Annotated in this window: 16 protein-coding genes; 2 read left to right on the forward strand and 14 right to left on the reverse strand. The window is 42.9% G+C overall.

The window, feature by feature from the left end; genetic code table 11:
• Positions 1 to 29: 29 nt before the first annotated feature.
• The 11 genes from alaS to gpt form a co-directional block, all read right to left on the reverse strand.
• On the reverse strand, positions 30 to 2,657 hold the full coding sequence (alaS, locus tag XPG1_RS11210; protein ID WP_045959143.1) for an alanine--tRNA ligase: 2,628 nt from the start codon (positions 2,655 to 2,657) through the stop codon (positions 30 to 32).
• A gap of 333 nt (positions 2,658 to 2,990) precedes the next feature.
• A complete protein-coding gene (gene recA, locus XPG1_RS11215) occupies positions 2,991 to 4,067 on the reverse strand; it encodes a recombinase RecA (RefSeq protein WP_045959144.1) in 1,077 nt (358 codons plus the stop codon).
• Between the two features lie 103 nt (positions 4,068 to 4,170).
• The gene (pncC, locus tag XPG1_RS11220; protein ID WP_045959145.1) at positions 4,171 to 4,674 is read right to left on the reverse strand and encodes a nicotinamide-nucleotide amidase; all 504 of its coding nucleotides are present in this window, start codon (positions 4,672 to 4,674) and stop codon (positions 4,171 to 4,173) included.
• Positions 4,675 to 4,699: 25 nt separating this feature from the next.
• Positions 4,700 to 5,893, reverse strand: coding sequence for a lysophospholipid transporter LplT (gene lplT / locus XPG1_RS11225; protein ID WP_045959146.1), 1,194 nt, complete (start codon positions 5,891 to 5,893; stop codon positions 4,700 to 4,702).
• 4 nt (positions 5,894 to 5,897) lie between these two features.
• Positions 5,898 to 8,045, reverse strand: coding sequence for a bifunctional acyl-ACP--phospholipid O-acyltransferase/long-chain-fatty-acid--ACP ligase (gene aas / locus XPG1_RS11230; protein ID WP_045959147.1), 2,148 nt, complete (start codon positions 8,043 to 8,045; stop codon positions 5,898 to 5,900).
• A gap of 129 nt (positions 8,046 to 8,174) precedes the next feature.
• The gene (aroL, locus tag XPG1_RS11235; protein ID WP_045959148.1) at positions 8,175 to 8,705 is read right to left on the reverse strand and encodes a shikimate kinase AroL; all 531 of its coding nucleotides are present in this window, start codon (positions 8,703 to 8,705) and stop codon (positions 8,175 to 8,177) included.
• A gap of 167 nt (positions 8,706 to 8,872) precedes the next feature.
• The gene (proA, locus tag XPG1_RS11240) at positions 8,873 to 10,132 is read right to left on the reverse strand and encodes a glutamate-5-semialdehyde dehydrogenase (RefSeq protein WP_045959149.1); all 1,260 of its coding nucleotides are present in this window, start codon (positions 10,130 to 10,132) and stop codon (positions 8,873 to 8,875) included.
• Between the two features lie 51 nt (positions 10,133 to 10,183).
• Complete coding sequence (proB, locus tag XPG1_RS11245) at positions 10,184 to 11,287, reverse strand: glutamate 5-kinase (RefSeq protein ID WP_045960698.1); 1,104 nt, start codon at positions 11,285 to 11,287, stop codon at positions 10,184 to 10,186.
• Between the two features lie 115 nt (positions 11,288 to 11,402).
• Positions 11,403 to 11,804: a sigma factor-binding protein Crl gene (crl, locus tag XPG1_RS11250; RefSeq protein ID WP_045959150.1), complete on the reverse strand. Its 402-nt coding sequence runs from the start codon at positions 11,802 to 11,804 to the stop codon at positions 11,403 to 11,405.
• Between the two features lie 71 nt (positions 11,805 to 11,875).
• Positions 11,876 to 13,123 carry an esterase FrsA gene (frsA, locus tag XPG1_RS11255; RefSeq protein ID WP_045959151.1) on the reverse strand — a complete coding sequence of 416 codons (1,248 nt, stop codon included), beginning with the start codon at positions 13,121 to 13,123 and terminating at the stop codon, positions 11,876 to 11,878.
• 17 nt (positions 13,124 to 13,140) lie between these two features.
• Complete coding sequence (gpt, locus tag XPG1_RS11260) at positions 13,141 to 13,599, reverse strand: xanthine phosphoribosyltransferase (RefSeq protein ID WP_045959152.1); 459 nt, start codon at positions 13,597 to 13,599, stop codon at positions 13,141 to 13,143.
• 522 nt (positions 13,600 to 14,121) lie between these two features.
• Here gpt and pepD point away from each other — a divergent pair.
• Positions 14,122 to 15,582: a beta-Ala-His dipeptidase gene (gene pepD / locus XPG1_RS11270; RefSeq protein WP_045959154.1), complete on the forward strand. Its 1,461-nt coding sequence runs from the start codon at positions 14,122 to 14,124 to the stop codon at positions 15,580 to 15,582.
• Positions 15,583 to 15,708: 126 nt separating this feature from the next.
• Here the strand turns inward: pepD and XPG1_RS11275 are convergent, their stop codons facing one another.
• Positions 15,709 to 16,869: an MFS transporter gene (locus tag XPG1_RS11275; RefSeq protein WP_045959155.1), complete on the reverse strand. Its 1,161-nt coding sequence runs from the start codon at positions 16,867 to 16,869 to the stop codon at positions 15,709 to 15,711.
• A gap of 270 nt (positions 16,870 to 17,139) precedes the next feature.
• Here XPG1_RS11275 and XPG1_RS11280 point away from each other — a divergent pair, with 270 nt between their 5' ends.
• On the forward strand, positions 17,140 to 18,003 hold the full coding sequence (locus XPG1_RS11280; RefSeq protein WP_045959156.1) for a LysR family transcriptional regulator: 864 nt from the start codon (positions 17,140 to 17,142) through the stop codon (positions 18,001 to 18,003).
• A gap of 38 nt (positions 18,004 to 18,041) precedes the next feature.
• Here the strand turns inward: XPG1_RS11280 and XPG1_RS19180 are convergent, their stop codons facing one another.
• Both XPG1_RS19180 and XPG1_RS11285 read right to left on the reverse strand, forming a co-directional pair.
• Positions 18,042 to 18,260: a DUF1240 domain-containing protein gene (locus XPG1_RS19180; RefSeq protein WP_084717304.1), complete on the reverse strand. Its 219-nt coding sequence runs from the start codon at positions 18,258 to 18,260 to the stop codon at positions 18,042 to 18,044.
• A gap of 10 nt (positions 18,261 to 18,270) precedes the next feature.
• Positions 18,271 to 19,482, reverse strand: coding sequence for an MFS transporter (locus XPG1_RS11285; RefSeq protein WP_045959157.1), 1,212 nt, complete (start codon positions 19,480 to 19,482; stop codon positions 18,271 to 18,273).
• Positions 19,483 to 19,499 lie beyond the last annotated feature (17 nt).

Below are 19,499 nucleotides of genomic sequence, written 5' to 3' on the forward strand. Positions count from 1 at the left end.
ATGGTGCCACGGCTATCACGGCAATCCTACTATAACCGTAATGTCACCCACTCTTCTACACTCGCTAATGCAGAAGGAAGAGCTGCTACATCAGTCCCGCCAGCCTGAGCCAAATCAGGACGTCCTCCTCCTTTGCCTCCAACTTGCTGGGCAACAAAAGAGATTAAATCGCCTGCTTTTATTCTAGCAGTCAAATCCTTCGTTATACCAACAATCAAGCTGACTTTATCACCAGCCACGGTAGAAAGCACAATAATTGCTGATCCCAACTGATTTTTTAGATCATCAACCATCGTTCTGAGCACCTTCGGTTCTATATCACCTAATTGTGTTACCAGCAAACGAACACCTTGGATTTCCTTCGCCTTACTCGCCAAAGAAGAACTTTCCTGAGCTGCTTGCTGAGATTTCAACTGCTGAAACTCTTTTTCCAATAGCTTCGTTCTGTCCAGTGTCGTTTTCACTTTCTCATTCAGGCTACTGACATCCCCTTTCAGCAGATGAGCAATGTCTTGCAGTAAATCAGCCTGTTGATAGAGAGAATTTAGCGCAGTTTGCCCTGTAACGGCTTCAATACGGCGAATACCTGCTGCTGTACCTGATTCACTGGATATACGGAACAACCCGATATCACCTGTACGACTAGCATGAGTACCACCGCACAGTTCAGTAGAAAAGTCGCCCATACTAAGCACTCGTACTTTCTCGTCATACTTCTCACCAAATAATGCCATCGCACCTTTGGCTTTTGCTGCTTCCAACTCCATTAATTCTGTAACAATTGATGAATTTTTACGAATTTCTTCATTCACCAAATTTTCGACTTGACGGATCTGTTCTGGCTTCATGGCCTCAAAGTGGGAAAAGTCAAAGCGCAGATACTTATCATTTACCAAAGAACCTTTTTGGGCAACGTGTTCGCCCAAAATTTGTCGTAATGCCGAATGTAACAGATGAGTCGCGGAGTGATTCAAACGGATCGCGTCTCTGCGTACTACATCAATTTCAGCATTAACGGTATGATTAACGCTCAAACTACCGCTTGTCAATTTACCAATGTGGCCCACTGCCTGCGCGTATTTTTGTGTATCCAGGACGTCAAACACACTCTTGTCATTTGACAGTTTCCCCGTATCACCGACTTGCCCACCAGATTCAGCATAGAAAGCCGTTTTATCCAGTATCACGATCGCTTCTTCACCCGCATGGATTTGCTCAACAGCCTGGCCATTGCGGAAAATAGCGACAACAGTCGCTTGCTGTGAATTATGTTCATAACCACAAAAATCGCTGCGCCCATCAACTTTGATCAATTCATTGTAATCCGTACCAAAACCACTGGATTCACGGGCTCGGCGGCGCTGATTTTCCATCGCAACACTAAAACCGACTTCATCAACTTTGATATGACGTTCGCGGCAAACATCCGCAGTCAGGTCAACAGGGAAACCATAGGTATCATACAAACGGAAAACGGTTTCACCGTCTAGAGTATCGCTTGCTAATTTAGTCAACTCTTCATCCAGAAGCTGTAATCCACGTTCCAAAGTACGGGCGAATTGCTCTTCTTCTGTTTTCAACACCTGCTCAACTAAAGATTGCTGCTGTTTCAGTTCTTCACCCACCGCTCCCATGATGTTGATCAGTGGCGCAACCAATTTATAGAAGAAGACCTCCTTCGCGCCTAGCATGTTACCGTGGCGAACAGCACGGCGAACGATGCGGCGAAGCACGTACCCACGGTTTTCATTGGATGGAATCACTCCATCACAAATCAAAAATGCACAGGCTCGGATGTGATCCGCAACAACGCGTAAGGATTTATTGGTAAGATCCGTTGCGCCTGTGACTTCTGCAACCGAAGCAATCAGATTTTGGAATAAATCAATTTCGTAGTTGGAATTAACGTGCTGTAAGACTGCGGTGATGCGCTCCAACCCCATGCCGGTATCAACAGAAGGCTTTGGCAGGGGTTCCATCGTGCCATCAGCATGGCGATTGAATTGCATGAAGACGATATTCCAAATTTCAATATACCTGTCACCGTCTTCTTCAGGGCTGCCAGGCGGGCCTCCCCAAATATGTTCACCATGGTCGTAAAAAATTTCCGTACAAGGCCCACATGGTCCCGTATCCCCCATTTGCCAGAAATTATCTGACGCATATGGAGCACCTTTGTTGTCACCGATACGAATGATTCTTTCTGTTGGAACACCGACCTCTTTATGCCAAATGTCATAAGCTTCATCGTCGGTTTCATAGACAGTAACCCACAGCTTTTCTTTTGGCAAATTAAACCACGCTTCGCTGGTCAACAATTCCCATGCGTATTTAATCGCATCTTGTTTAAAGTAATCGCCAAAACTGAAGTTACCCAACATTTCAAAGAAAGTGTGGTGACGGGCTGTATAACCCACATTTTCTAAATCGTTATGCTTACCGCCAGCACGAACACAGCGCTGAGCCGTTGTTGCTCTAGAATAAGGTCTACTATCCAATCCTAGAAAGACATCTTTGAACTGGTTCATCCCTGCGTTAGTGAACAACAATGTTGGATCATTGGTCGGCACCAACGAACTACTTGGTACTATCTGGTGCCCTTTAGTATGAAAAAAGTCAAGAAACGCCTGACGGATCTCAGCGGTGCTTTTGCTCATAATTGTCCCGAAATCAAGCTGAAAAAACAGATTTATGAATGGTTGAGGTGGTATATTGCACCACCATTTCAACTCACGAATAAATTAAAATAGGGTTAAGATAGAGTGTCTTCCATAAGAAGTAAAATCCCATATAAATCCATTCGCTTTTCAGCATTGTAATTCGTCTGGGGATTTTCTGAAAGTCTGTTCGTTACACCGGTGTCAATACACTTATTTCAAAGATGTGTATTTTTCGTATAAAAATAAAAACCACATCCAATGTGGATGTGGTTTTTAAAAGACTAATTGGCTTTATATTACAACTGAATATAGAAACTGCACGAAAAGTCATTAAAACTCTTCGTTATTCACTTCTTCACCGTTACCTTCAAAATCTGTCACATAATCCGCAGCAGCGCTACTGAATCCTTCGGTATTATTCAACAGCAAATCACGTAGTTTCTTATCCAACTCAGCCGCAATCTCTGGATGTTCTTTCAGATAGATGGTGGCATTAGCTTTACCTTGTCCAATTTTGTCACTGTTATAGCTATACCATGCACCGGCTTTTTCTACCATTTTGTGTTTAACACCCAGATCGATCAATTCACCATAGGTGTTAATACCTTCACCGTAAAGAATCTGGAATTCGGCCTGTTTAAATGGTGCAGCAACCTTGTTTTTAACCACTTTTACACGTGTTTCGCTACCAATAACTTCATCGCCATTTTTCACCGAACCAGTACGACGGATATCCAAACGGACAGACGCATAGAATTTCAGCGCATTTCCACCTGTAGTCGTTTCAGGGTTACCAAACATCACACCAATTTTCATACGGATCTGGTTGATGAAGATCAACAAGGTGTTAGAATTTTTCAAATTCCCCGCCAACTTACGCATAGCCTGGCTCATCATACGTGCAGCCAGCCCCATGTGAGAGTCGCCGATTTCACCTTCAATTTCTGCTTTTGGTGTTAACGCAGCGACAGAGTCAACAATAATGACATCAACAGCACCGGAACGTGATAACGCATCACAGATTTCCAATGCTTGTTCACCCGTATCAGGCTGAGAACACAACAGATTATCAATATCTACGCCCAGTTTTTTCGCATAAACCGGATCAAGAGCATGTTCGGCATCAATAAAAGCACAAGTTCTGCCTTCGCGCTGGGCAGCAGCAATAACTTGCAATGTCAGCGTTGTCTTACCGGAAGATTCAGGACCGTATATTTCAACAATACGCCCCATCGGCAAACCACCCGCACCCAATGCAATATCCAGTGACAAAGAGCCGGTAGAGATCGTTTCAACATCCATCGAGCGATTTTCACCCAAACGCATGATGGAACCTTTACCAAATTGTTTCTCAATTTGGCCTAATGCCGCTGCTAGTGCTTTTTGTTTGTTTTCATCGTTAGCCATGTTTACTCCTTCGCAAGCAATGAAGGGGCTGCCCCACTGCTGATAAACTGTTTCTGATACCAAAGTGCTGTATGATTATACTGTATAATCATACAGCATCAAGCTAAATTTTTTTGACTTCTTCCAACAGGGTCTTTAATGAAAAGATAACGGCTTGCAGACGCACAGTATTGCGGTCACCCGAAAAATGCTGGCAATATGTCACCGTATGTATATTTTCATCAACATGAAAAGCAAACCCAAACCAAACTGTACCCGTTGGTTTTTCCTCACTTCCCCCCTCCGGCCCTGCAATACCACTGACAGCCACAGCAACATCAGCATTAGCTGCTGTTAATGCTCCTATGGCCATCTCTTTGACAACTTGTTCACTTACCGCACCAAACCGTGCCAATGACTCAGGTGAAACCGCCAACATGTCATGTTTAGCTTCATTACTGTAAGTCACAAAACCACGATGAAAATAGGCCGAACTTCCCGCAATATCAGTGATCACTTTGGCTATCCAGCCTCCTGTGCATGATTCTGCACACGTCACAGATAATTTTCTCTGTTTTAATCGACTTCCAAGTTCAATACTAAGCTGATTCAGGATTTTTTCATCCATAACAGGCCTTCAATTCTATAAGAAATTAATTTTTCCGAAGCAGATCCCAAATCCATAGCCCCCCAATTGCCAGAGAAAGCAAAATACCAAAACCAACGCCGACAGCAACAACCGGTGCGTTTAACATAATGGAAATGGAATACAGCCCTAGCATGACCAGCATAGCGCTGTTCTCACCCAGATTTTGCACAGCAACAGCTTTACCGGCTCCCATCGCCTGCTTTCCATGTTCTTGCAATAATGCATTGAGTGGAACGACAAAAAGCCCGCCGACTATCCCAAGGACAATCAGAATTAAGTAGGAAAAGACGATGGATTGCTGAACAGCAAAAAGAATGACCATTAACCCGATTAAGATCCCCGCAGGCATACAGCGACGAACGGTTTTCAATGTGATAAACCGCGCAGCTAATCCCGCGCCACCAATAATACCAATAGCAACAACGGCATTCATCAGTGTCGGAGTCGTATTGCCATCAAGCCCCAGCACCACGGGTACCCAGGTAATTAATAGGAAGCGCAGCGTGATACCGGCCCCCCAAAATAAACTGGTGCCCACCAATGAAAATCGAGTTTCCTGATTACGCCAAAGGGAAACACAAACCGCAATGAAATCCACCAACATTTTTTTGGGATTCCATCCCCTGTCGGTACGAGCCGCGGCTAAACGAGGTATATAAAAATTAGCAACAACGGCGACGCCATACGATAAGGCACACAGCCCCAATGCGGATATCAGGCTAATGTCAGAAAGAAAGCCACCCGTCACTGATCCAATCAAAATAGCGGCAATGGTCGAAGCTTCCATCATGCCATTTGCTTTTACCAAACGCCCACCATCCGTCAATTCACCCAAGATCCCGTATTTGGCAGGGGAATAGGCTGCTGCCCCGATCCCCACCAGGGTATATCCCAGAAAAGGATTCATATCGATACAAACGCTGATGGCACCAAGCAATTTGATGCCATTAGAAAAGAGCATGACACGCCCTTTCGAAAATCGGTCAGCAATTTGCCCCACAAAAGGGGCAAATACGATATACGTCAGGACGAAAACAATTTGCAGAGCCGGCCAGCTCCATTGAGGATAAGATTCTGCCTTTAATTGGGCTAAGATGGCAAAAAACAGCGCATTATCCGCAAAAGCAGAGAAGAATTGCGATAGCAAAACGGCTTTCATTCCTCGAGTTAACAGCGGTTTCTCCACAGTGACATCCATTTTATTACTCCTGTTCAGCCATTATTCTTAGTGTGACAAAATCCGGTTTGCCACTGCTAAGCAGAGGAAGTTGCCTCATATAGCGAATATCTCGTGGAACCGATAATTCGGGCATTCCCATGTCGCGAGCCACTCCCAACATTGCATTGCTATTTAGATTTGCATCTGTTGTGAATAACACCAGTGCTTCGCCTTGGCTGTGATCGATCCTAACTGTCGCCGCATGCAGTGCATCATTGGAAACGCAAGAGGCTATTTGCTCTACCGCTTCGAGAGAAACCATTTCTCCCGCCAGTTTAGCAAATCGTTTTACCCGCCCTCTAACCGTACAGAAACCTTCTGCATCAATAGAAATAATATCGCCGGTATCATACCAACCCACTTGGCAATGTCCGTCAGCATCTTCGGCGGATGGCACTTCCAGATGTTCAGGCGCTTCAACCCGCAAATAGCCTTTCATAATATTTGGCCCACGCAACTGTAAGCGCCCTCCTTCTTCAATACCCTGAACAGGCAGTAAGCGCGCTTCCATTCCGGGTAAAATCCGGCCAACTGTTCCGGTTTTTGCTGCCATCGGTACATTGATTGCGACTACCGGTGCACATTCTGTCACGCCATACCCTTCCAGGATGCGGATACCAAATTTATCCAGCCAAACACGTTTGGTCTTGTCTGACAATTTTTCTGCGCCGGCGATGACATAACGCAGACGAGCAAAATCATAAGGATGCGCAAAATGGGCATAATTGCTTAAAAAAGTTGAGGTTCCGAACAATACCGTACAGTTACGGTCATAAACCAACTCAGGCACAACGCTATAATGTAGCGGGCTGTGATAAAGAAATACCCGGCTACCTGTCATTAATGGGGTAAATAAACCCACTGTCAGGCCAAAAGCATGAAACAGGGGTAAAGAAGACATAAAACGATCCAACGGGGTAAAATCAGCGATTGTTTTTATCTGTTCAACGTTTGCCAACAAGCTGGCATGGCTGTGGACAACGCCTTTTGGCACGCCTTCTGAGCCTGACGTAAATAAGATCAACGCATCATCATCCGGTTTTTGCGAGGCCAGGATAGCTTTGGAAGGAAAAATCATGTGCCACCATATCCAACGTTTATCTTCCTGCGTGATCGTCTCTTTTAAATCTTCGAGGTATACCCAATGGGCTTCTGTTACCTGTTTCGGTAAATGCGTTAATTGTCCTTTTTCCAGAAACTGGCGGGAGGTAACGATGGTTTTAAGGGTTGCCGCCTGCATCGCATTTTTAATACTACCGCTGCCTGCCGTATAGTTCAGAAGAGCCGGTACTCGCCCTTTTAATGAAGTACCATAAATGACAGCCGCCATCTCAATCGTATTTGGCAACAACAGGCCAACCCGTTCATCGGCTTGTGTAAAACGTTCTAAGATCCGGCTAACACCCAACATTTTTTTCAGCAAAGAGTGATAACTATCTTCTTTAAAATTCATATCTTCAATGCAGCGTTTGAAGCGACCAAAACGTTTTTGCGCAGTCAGATAAGCACTGAACAACGTCTCCTTTGGGCGCGTCTGTATCCTCGCTTCCATCATCATGGCATGAAGATGCTCTCCAGCTAAACGGCGACGCATAGTTGAATCAGGCCCATCTGGCATCGGCAGATCGACAGCAGGTAAAATCTTGAGGGTGATTTTCGGGAACCAGTGCAACTTCATGATCCCTCTTAAGCGACTAAAGACCGTTTGCTCTGCCCCCTCAATGCGTATTGGAACAACCTTTGCGCCGGATTTCGCGGCAATAAAAGCAGTACCATCATAAATTTTCATAAGGGATCCAGTCACCGTGATCCTTCCTTCAGGGAAAATCACAATCGGACGACCTTTATCCACTTCTTTGACCAACGTCCTGACTGCCATTGGATTGGTAGGATCCAGTGGTACAACATCAGCATAAGGCTTAACGAATCTGAAAAAGCGCTGGGTTGCAATACTGGAATAGATAGCGAATACCGGTTTTACCGGCAAAAATAACCCAATGAGCAAACCATCCAGAAACGAAACATGATTGGGTGTAATAATACATTTCGGGTGTGTGAGCGGTTTGTGGTCCCCTTCAACGGTCACTCTAAAGAGAACACGAACAAGTAATCGAATAAAATTTAAGAGCATATCCATATCTCAAATATAATTAAATAAAATTAAAGTGAGCAAATTGAATAATACTATAAATTGTATAGGTAATCTGATATATAAGATTTTCCTGTTAAATAAAAAATAAACTTAAACGCTTTTAATATATCAAATTAGATTACTTTTCTGACTTAAAATGTAAGATTTAACACAGGAAACAATATCTTCTGTTGCAAGACTGGCATCGACAACGAAGTCAGCACACGCTTGATATAATGGTTCCCTTTTAACCAATATTTCTTCCATTTCCTCTATGATGGACTTCCCTGTTAAGCTAGGACGCTGTGAATTTTCTGGATTGAGTGATAACCGTTGACTCAGGACTTCGGCGGATGCCTGTAAATAAATGACGATACCATTTTGTTGCATATACTGACGGTTCTCAGGCGACAAAACCATTCCCCCACCTGTTGAAATAACATGTTCATTCTGACTCAGCGCTTTCAATGTGTGGCTTTCTAATTGTCTGAAATGTTCCCATCCATGCTGCTCAACAAGCTCGGCAATCGTCATTGTACTGATGGTCTGAATACGCTCATCCGTGTCAATAAATTTATACGACAACGCTTTCGACAACAACTTACCTATTGTCGTCTTCCCTGCACCTCGTGCACCTACGATGAATAGAGTTTGTTTCATTTCGTTGTTTTCCTGAATAATTTATAAAATTAAGCTTAAACATAAAGTATAGTAACTAAATATTTACACTGGTGTAAAAAGGTATTTTTAATCGAACAAAAAGTCACACTTAGAATTAAGTGTGACTCATCGTCGTTCAACCCGTTTTAATTAACATGGAATCATCGTTAACGGCGTGGCAAATAATCGCCATAACCAATCCATTTATAGGTTGTCAGTGCATCAAGCCCCATTGGACCTCTGGAGTGCAATTTCTGAGTGCTGACAGCCACCTCTGCCCCCAAACCAAATTGCCCGCCATCCGTAAAACGTGTACTTGCATTCACATATACCGCGGCTGAATCAACGTGGCGCACAAAATGGTCAGCCTGCTGCAATGAATCCGTCAGGATCGCATCAGAGTGAGCGGTACCATAGGCACGAATGTGCTCAATAGCATGTCCGATATCACTGACAATTTTCACATTCATATCTAAAGATAACCATTCATCACAGTAATCATCTTCTGTGACTTCGACGACAGTAGCAGGGCCATCTTTCAACAATACCATTGCTGATTTACTTGCGTGCAATGTCACTCCCAGTGCTTTCATTTTGACACTTAAACTAGGCAGAAAATCAACGGCGATTTTTTTATGTACTAATAACGTTTCTAATGAATTACAAGCACTTGGGCGCTGAACTTTTGCATTAGTGATGATTTCTAATGCTCTTTCAATATTGACGGTTTCATCCACAAACGTATGACAAACACCAATACCACCAGTAATCACCGGAATAGTCGATTGTTCCCGGCATAATTTATGCAATCCAACCCCACCTCGCGGGATCAACATATCGACATAACGATCCATTTTCAGTAACTCAGCCACCCATTCACGATCGGGTTTATTGATAGCCTGAACCGCGGCGGCAGGTAAACCGCTTTGTTCTAATGCCTGCTGTATCACTTTCACCATCGCCTGATTAGTATAGTGAGTCTCTTTGCCACCCCGCAGGATCACCGCATTACCTGTTTTCAGGCACAAAGATGCCACATCAATGGTCACATTGGGACGAGCTTCATAAATCACACCAATCACCCCCAAAGGAACCCGGCGGCGACTCAGTTGCAACCCATTATCCAATAATTGTCCATCAATAACCTGCCCTACAGGATCAGCCAGACGGCAAACCTGGCGTACATCATCAGTTATCGCTCTCAGCCGTTCAGGTGTCAGTAATAACCGATCGAGCAGTGCTTCACTCATTCCCTGTTCACGGGCTTGCTCCATATCTTGCTGATTAGCCGCAAGAATGGCTTCAATTTCTGTTTCCAACAAATCAGCAATATGATTTAACGCTTGGTTTTTCTGATTAGTACTTAATTGCGCCAATTGCCATGATGCTGCTTTGGCTGCTTTTCCCATTTGCTCTAGCTCTAGCATGGTGGAACCCTTCACTTACGATCAATGATGATCTCTCAATTACGACGTTCATTAAATTACGATAAAATCGTCACGGTGAACCGCAACAGCACCATATTCATAACCCAATATCTGGCTAATTTGCTGTGAATGATGGCCTGCAATCAAACGTAAAGCATCACTGTTGTAACGGCACACGCCATGAGCCAAATCTTTGCCCGATAGGCTACGGATGCAAATAACTTCACCGCGGGAAAAATCACCTTTAACGTTTTTGATTCCTTTGGGGAGTAACGAACTCCCTTTCCCGATAATCGCCGCTTCTGCACCGTGATCAACAATAATTTCCCCCGCCGGAGGTGCACCAAAGATCCAACGCTTGCGGCTTTCCATCGGAGTCGCCAGCCCACGAAAGCGTGTTCCCACTGAGTTGCCTTCAATAACGTCCGCAATCACATCCGGCCTATTACCGGCGGCGATAATAACATCAATACCGGCTCGTCCAGCGACCCCCGCCGCCTGAAGTTTTGTTGCCATTCCCCCAGTGCCTAACCCCGAAACACTGTCTCCTGCCATCATTTTCAGTTCATCACTAATATCATGCACTTCAGCAATCAATGTTGCATCGGGGTTATTGCGCGGATCGGCGGTATAAAGTCCTGCGATATCGGTCAGGAGCAAAAGTTTATCCGCACTCCCCAGAATAGCCGCCAGCGCAGAAAGATTATCATTGTCACCCACTTTAATCTCTGCTGTCGCAACAGCATCATTTTCATTAATAATGGGCACAATGCGATTATCAAGCAAAGCCTGTAGGGTGTCCCTTGCATTCAGGAAACGTTCACGATCTTCCAAATCCGCACGGGTCAGAAGCATTTGCCCAACATGAATACCATAAATAGAGAAAAGCTGTTCCCACAACTGAATCAGACGACTTTGCCCAACGGCTGCCAGCAACTGCTTTGACGCAATCGTTGCCGGAAGATCAGGGTAACCTAAATGTTCACGTCCAGCCGCAATCGCACCAGACGTCACAATAATAATGCGATGGCCTTTTTCATGCTGTTGAGCACATTGACGAACCAATTCCACAATGTGAGCACGATTCAAACGACGAGAGCCACCAGTCAATACACTCGTCCCCAGTTTCACAACCAATGTTTGGCTGCCATTCATCATATTTCTGCCATTATCGTTAATTTGAAAAAGATAATGCCCAGTTTTAACAGGAGAGAAGCGTTATGCCAACTGTCATAACGCAAAATTTAATAAAAGCAGGTTAAAAACAAAGTCATGCTATAACTTGTGTTTGAAGGGTAGCCGTATTTTCTGATGGGATCAACGTCAATTTGAGCGTATCAAAAGCATCGGCCAAACGTTGGTGAAATGTCTGCAAAGTTGATTCAAGGTGTTCTAGATCAGACTTTTTTTTGATACCCATGACATGCCACTCACCATGTTTATCAAACAAACCTATCTGATAATTATAAACAAAACCTTGATCCTGCTCTTCTAATTCTAACCACCACCCCCAAAATTCCCGTTTTTCTGGCGTCACTTTTGCACTGACACAAACCGCCAGACAGTCAAAGAAAAAATAACCATTCTGACACTTTAATTCACGTACATACGGTCCTAATGCAGAAAAACGCTTTAACAACCTATTTTTAGAATAACTTGTGGGTAAAGTCATACAAAGGTCTCCTTATATACAGAATACCTTTGTATCAAATGATTACAAAATTTCAAGTTATAAATTTCACTTTATAAAACTTTTTCTTTCAACCATACACTTATTTCGTGTAACGACCTATTGAAACCTCTATAAATGGGTGTAGCAGGAATAGCCCGTAAAGAACCATCCATCGATGACATTGCAATTAACTTTGAGTCTTTTCTTGGACTGAAAATATCATCTTCCCAATACACTGAAAACATAGGCACAGTACAACGACGTCCTAACAGCCCTTGTTTTTTCAATGAATAGCAACTCAGTTCTGATCGTAATCTTTCTGCATCAAGATGATAAATCCCCAAGCGATTGGCCAATACGTCAATATACATTGACGGAATTTTCTGCTGTAGTTTTTCATCGTACAGCAATTCATGCACAATCGGGCCTATCACCGACACTCCTTTAATTAATTTCGGCTCCAGATAAGCAAGACGAACAGCAATATTAGCGCCAAAACGAAAACCAAATACACCGACACGAGTATGATCAATCCACGGTATTCTATTGAGTTGTTGTAGAATTTGTCGATGAAGTGCGCAGGTATCCTGTGTCAATGTGAATTTAGCGGAGTAACCAACGGAAGGCATATCTACCGTTAACATAGCAAAACCAAGGGGCGCCAAGTGCTCACAGAATAACCGCCAAAAATCACTCTGTACATTATCAAGACTGGCACAAACGAATATGGTTGGACAAGGCTCCTCTATATGGGAAGGAATATGCAATAACCCCGTCACACTTTTGCCATCTTCCAGCCGGAATACCAATTTTTTCAATTCATGATCAGAAAAACGGGCCGCATTTTCATAGGCTTTATTTGCCAGCACAATCGCCTGATCGGCCAATTCATCACCACGTAAATGAGGATAAGCCGCAATACCGTATAATGTTGCAGCCTTTGACCAGTATTCACTGGCTTTTTCTACATCCCCAGTATTCAAGGCTTCTTGTTGCCAGTGCATGGCTTCCTGGGACCACTCAAATGCCCAGTTTCCTTTGCGATAGCCGACCACAGTATCCAACAAATGTTCAGTACTACGCTCGGCATCAGTTACGGCAATCCGACTTAGCACATCTTGAATTTCCAGCGGATTGACACCCCTCCAGATCCAAGCGAGCCAATTAATCATTCGATACCAACGCTCGCGGCGCTCGCTACGAAGCACACTATCACTGGCCGTTCCCGATTGTGGACAAGTATATCTTACCAGTGTAGAAGTCTCCCGTTGTTTAAAACGAGGTTTAAACAACGATTCTGAAAGGTTTTGTTTCGTCATGACAAAGAAAATTTTGATTACTTATCACAAATAGGCGGAATGAACATTACACCCATATCCCATGGCTGTTCAATCCAGGTATTCTGGGGGATATCCACAACATAATCATCGACAAGAGGACGGCCGGTCGGTTTTGCAAAAATCGTGACAAAATGGGCTTTTGGATACATATCACGAATTGCCTGAGCCGTACCACCAGTATCAACCAGATCATCAACAACGATGAAGCCTTCACCGTCACCTTCTGCTTTTTTCAATACTTTCAACTCGCGCTGATTATCATGATCATAGCTGGAAATACAGACCGTATCGACATGGCGAATGCCCAATTCACGCGCCAGTAACGCACCGGGCACGAGACCACCACGGCTAACAGCGATAATACCTTTCCATTGTTCTACAGGAAGTAAACGTTGTGCCAATTGACGGGCATGTATTTGCAACATATCCCACGTTACAACATATTTCTCACTCATAAAATTTGATCCTGGAAGCTAAAGAATATTTCAGAAAAGTGTTCTTGCGGAAAAAAAGGTTGCGCGAGATTATAGTGATTTGAACAGACAAAAACCAGTAGAAACAAGATAAGACCCGCGGTAATCACCGCTAAAATACCGATAACTATCTACTGTTAAACCGATATACTGACCATCTTCGATTTGTGCCGTGATCTGTGGTTGTGAAAGCTTTAATGCAATTACCAAGTACGTTAAATCTAAAGAATAACCATGTGATAGACCGTCTTGCATCCCAAAAGCTTGGGTACACTTTTGCTTAATGGGTAATGTCTCCGGTTGTAGAGGCCTGACATAACGCGCGGATAAAACTAGCCCCGTTGACCCTGAGGTAAGCCCCATTCTGACTGCACATGGTAAGCAATAAAATGATATTCTCAGGCATTACATGGGCATTAGGGCAATACAGATGATAATAAGCACTCTAATGCATCAAACATCATCATTTTTATCTCACTTACATGTCGTTATAGGAGATTCACAGTGTCTGAATTATCAACATTATCCCCGCAACCATTATGGGATATTTTTGCTCAAATCTGCGCCATTCCTCATCCTTCCTATCATGAAGAAGCTTTGGTCGCTCATATCATTGAGTGGGCAAAAAACAAAAAATTCCATGTAGAGCGGGATGAAATCGGCAATGTTTTGATCAGAAAACCCGCATCAAAGGGCATGGAAAATCGCAAGGCTGTCGTACTTCAGGCACACCTTGACATGGTTCCACAAAAAAACAACGACACTCAACACGATTTTACACAAGATCCTATCCGTCCTTATATCGATGGCGACTGGGTGACGGCTGATGGCACTACGCTTGGTGCGGATAACGGTATCGGTATGGCTTCCGCTCTGGCGGTGTTGGCAGACGAATCCATCAAACATGGTCCCCTGGAAGTGTTACTTACCATGACCGAAGAGGCGGGTATGGATGGCGCATTCGACCTGCAATCTGGCTGGTTGCAAGCTGATATTCTGATCAATACCGATTCAGAAGAAGAAGGTGAAATCTATATGGGTTGTGCTGGTGGTATTGATGTTGTCACCGCTTTGCAACTGTCACGTGAAGCACTACCGACTAACTACAAAACCCTGCAATTAACGATTAAGGGATTAAAAGGAGGTCACTCTGGGGGCGACATTCATCTGGGATTAGGCAATGCTAACAAACTGCTGGCTCGCTTTCTGGCGGCGCATACGGATGAGCTGGAACTAAAATTAATCCATCTGCAAGGTGGAACGCTACGCAACGCTATCCCTCGCGAAGGTTCAACTATCATTGCCGTTCCTGCCCATAAAGTTGAAAAACTGTCTCAATTGAAAGAGAGCTATCTGGAAACATTGAAAAACGAATATGCTGTCGTTGAACACAATCTCACGCTCTTGTTGGAAGAAACCGAAATATCATCACACGCATTAACCACAGATTGTCAGACGCGCTTCATCTCCATGCTCAACAGCATGCCTAATGGTGTTATTCGGATGAGTGATGTTGCCAAAGGTGTTGTAGAAACATCTCTGAACATGGGCATTGTCACCATGGATGAAGAAAAAACGGAAGTTATTTGCCTGATTCGTTCACTCATCGAAAGTGGCAAGGATTATGTGGTTGAAATTCTGCGTTCTCTGGCAAAACTGTCCGGGGCAGAAATCATAGCAAGTGGCAGCTATCCGGGGTGGCAACCTGATGCCAATTCCCCCATTATGCAGTTAGTACGTGAAACTTATCATCAATTGTTCGATAAAACCCCGAATATTATGGTGATCCACGCCGGCTTGGAATGTGGTCTATTTAAAAAACCGTATCCTGATATGGATATGGTTTCTATCGGCCCAACTATCCGCGGCGCTCATTCCCCTGATGAAAAAGTTCACATTAAGAGTGTCGGTCAATATTGGCAATTACTCACTGCGATTCTAAAAGCGATCCCGGTTAAAGAATAAAGAAACGATGTTTTCTCCCCTGCTATCTGGCTGGGGAGGAGATGCCAGCTTCACATTTTATTGACACTTTTACATTTTGTTTTATTACGCCAATACGTCCTAGGGTTTGTCACTATAAGTGATACATCATGGCTCAGAATGACTTATCTTAAATGCCCTGTTTTTCATGCTATAACACTGAAGGATTAATGAAATTAAAAGAAAAAATACTGCAAAATAGATTAAAATCATAGTTCCCATTCCAAGAGATATCACTATCCCGCCTAACATCGCACCTATCGAGCTTCCCAAATAGTTGATTGAGCTATTAAGAGCAATGACAGCACTTCCATGTTTAGGTTGATAAGATAATAAAATATGTTGCTGAGGTGCGCCTGCGGCCCATCCCATGGCTCCCCATATAAAGAACGGCAGATACTTGATAAATGGTATATTAATCATTATTGGTATACATATAACAGAAAATGTTAATAAGACCAATATAAGTAAAATCAATGCTTTTTCTTTTTTAAAATAATCAATTAGATAGCCAACTGATAAACTGCCAAATAATCCACCGAGTCCCCAAGCCCATAAATATGATGTTATATTATTTGAACCACTAATATCTTGTAATAAAGGAGACAAATATGTATATAGACCTAAGCTTGCAAGACCCGCGAAAAAAGTGATCAGTACAGTGATTGTAACTTTTTTATCTAAGAACATGATAACCCTGTCTTTTAGGGATGGAGGCGCAGTCACTGGAATGAAAGGGAAAAACTTAAATATGCTGAAGGCTGCGATAAAACTAAGCATTACAGTGAACCACATTGTAGCTTGCCAATCAAATTGGTTTGCGAGATAAAGCCCCACAGGAACACCTAACACCGTTCCTATACTCATTCCACCCACCGTTAATCCAAGAGCACGCCCTTTCTTCTCGGCAGAAACCAACATTGTAGAACCAGCTATAGCTAATGGAGAAAATAGGCCAGCACTAATCCCCGCGATTGCTCTAGAAATCAAGAATACAGAAAAATTGGGAGAACTGGCGCTTAACGCATTCGCAAATCCAAAGATGATGATAGATATTAATAGCACTTTTTTTATCGATTGCCCTGCTAAAAGGGAAGCGAACAATGGCGCAGATATCGCATAACATAAAGTAAATATACTGACAGCTTGCCCAATTTGAGAAGCACTTTTTTGATATGTCTCACTAACACCAGGTATGAGTCCGGCTATAATATAGGTATTAAATCCTAAGGCAAACATCCCTATAGCTAAAAAAATAATTTTTTGCATGTTGCTATGCCTTTATATCATGTTGTAATTTATTAACGTGATTAATCAGTTTGCTAGGTTTTGACGTGTATATAGGGCAGCCCTCCACACATAAATAAACTGTGTTTTAATCTAGTTATACGTTCCTATGTAAAAAATATTTCATACTCAAGAAAGAGCATGATATTTTATGCACAAATGCTGCATTACCCATCATTATAATATCAGTGTATACAATAAGAATTTTTAAATAAAATGAATTATTTCAATATGAAGGTATGAAAAAAAATCATGAGTATGACTAAATATGAAATCTTTGAAGCCGTGATTAAGACAGGAAGTTTCTCTAAAGCTGCTGAAAGATTAAACAAAACACAATCTGCAATAAGCCATGCGATTTCAGATTTAGAAAAAAAATTTGGTGTTTTATTGTTTGTTAGAAATGGCCGAAAAGTGAATTTAACTCATCATGGCATAAAGGTGTATACATATATATATAAGATATTAGACATTAATCGCCATTTAATGAAAGAAAATTTCATGGATGAAAATAGTTCTTATGTTTTGAGAGTTGGTGTTTTTGAGAGTGTTAAAAGAACTATTTTACCTTCGGTTATCAAGGAGATGAAAAAATCATATCCACTTATCGAAATCATTCTATTCGAAGGGTCATATGATGAAATCAAAGAATGGATTATAAATGATTTAATAGACTTTGGTTTTACAATTAGTGATGGTTTTGGTTGTAATTCAATACCAATCTTAGCAGATGAATTAGTCGTAGCAACAAAAATAGATCTGGATTTCCCCTTAGACAAAACATCCTTAAATCACTTTTTTAGTATAAACAAATTCATTATGCCGGCGGCACCATATAAAAATAACATTGAACTATTTTTTAGTGAAAACAATATAAAACCCAATATTTACTCTCAGGTCAGTGATTGTAATACAATTGCAAAAATGGTTGACTTAGGCATTGGTGTATCTATAGGACCAAAGCTGTTTTTAAAATCATTTGAAAAAATAAAATTACATGATCTGCCTGTTAAATCTCACAGAAACATATACATTTCCCATAAAAAGAAGGGTTTTGGAAAAATTGAAGATTTTTTTATTCAAGAGGTGATAAAAACAGCGAGTGGTTTAATTTAGCTTACGAATTCAAGAAACTAAGTATGTAATATATATGCTTAGTTATATAGCTTTTCATTTTTTATATATTTTCTGGGTGCATTTAATGATTTTTGATGGCAAGCAATATATCCATTTTCTTTTAATTTAAAATCAGCGTACCAAGATACAGTAAAACCAATCACAAAACCAAAAACACCAATAAAAGTGAGAGGGTTAAAAATTGAATCATTATTTTTGGCTGTTATTAAATTAGCAGGCTTCTGAGGTTTCCTGATTTGCGTTCATCTATTTTAACGACGGAATCTTCTTCACCGCTACGCTGTAAAAACAGGGTAAAGCAGCCAGCGTCAAAATACCGACCATAGCCCACACCACGATCCAGTTGAAATTCACCGCCAGACGGGAAATCATCATTGGCGTCAAGAATGAGGCGACAAACACCGTAGTCCCAATCATGCCCAGCGCCGTCCCCACGCGATCCACCCCGGCTTTCACCGCCGCTTCGGTGTAAGCCACGCCATGCCATGCATGACCAAACAGCCCTGTCAAGATCAACAGAATGACACCAGCAAAAGGTTGAGTAACTACCAGACAAAGCAATAGTGACGAAATCCCACCTAGCACCGCATAACGCTTCAGCAGAGGCAGGCGATTTTTATGACGATCGGTGTAATATCCTGACCAAATGCGCAGAGCACCGCCACCAATCTGCACGCCAATAAGAATGATGGATATCAACGCCAAATTAATCTGCAAAACATCACCCATGTAAACGCCACCGAAAGTCAGCACCGCCATTTGCGGCACGGTCAAAAAACCAGCGGAGATCACCACTTTCCAGACATCACTGTTTTTGAATGGTGAGACAGAGACGGGCTGAGATTTTCCCTCCTGCTTGAATTCCGCGTGTCTTGAGGTAACAAAGAACATCACAAACAAGCCAGTGGCGAAACCGGAGATGGCGAGAACCAGGAAAGTGATATCAAAGCCGTACGCCCAAGCCAGCCAGGGTAATAATCCTGTACCAATAGCGCCGCCAATGGGAATGGCCGTCTGGCGAATACTCATAGCGAGACCACGCTGGGAGTCATCAAACCATGACATCACGGTTCGACCGGAGGAGGCGTTAATACTGCCGCCACATGCCCCTGCGAGGCCCAGCGCAATACTCAGATGAATAAAGTTGATCGGCTCACCCGTTTCTGGTGTCAGATAATGCCCGATAGCGGCAAAAATGGCGGCAGCGGAGAACAACCCGAGGATCAGTACGGCCTTATCCCCCAGTTTATCGGTCAGAACGCCCCAGATAATTTCTGATAGCGCCACGCCAAGTCCCATCGCTCCCAGAACGTAACCGAGTTCAAATAACGAGAAATGATACTCCTCACGCATTAAAATTCCGGTTACCGGAATACCGGCAAATCCCATCGCAAAGGTCGCCTGAGCTAAAACACCAGCACCCAGCACAATCCAGCGATAATTTTTACTCTTTTCCATTTTCTCTGCCTGATTAA

The organism is Xenorhabdus poinarii G6 (assembly GCF_000968175.1).
GTDB lineage: Bacteria > Pseudomonadota > Gammaproteobacteria > Enterobacterales > Enterobacteriaceae > Xenorhabdus > Xenorhabdus poinarii.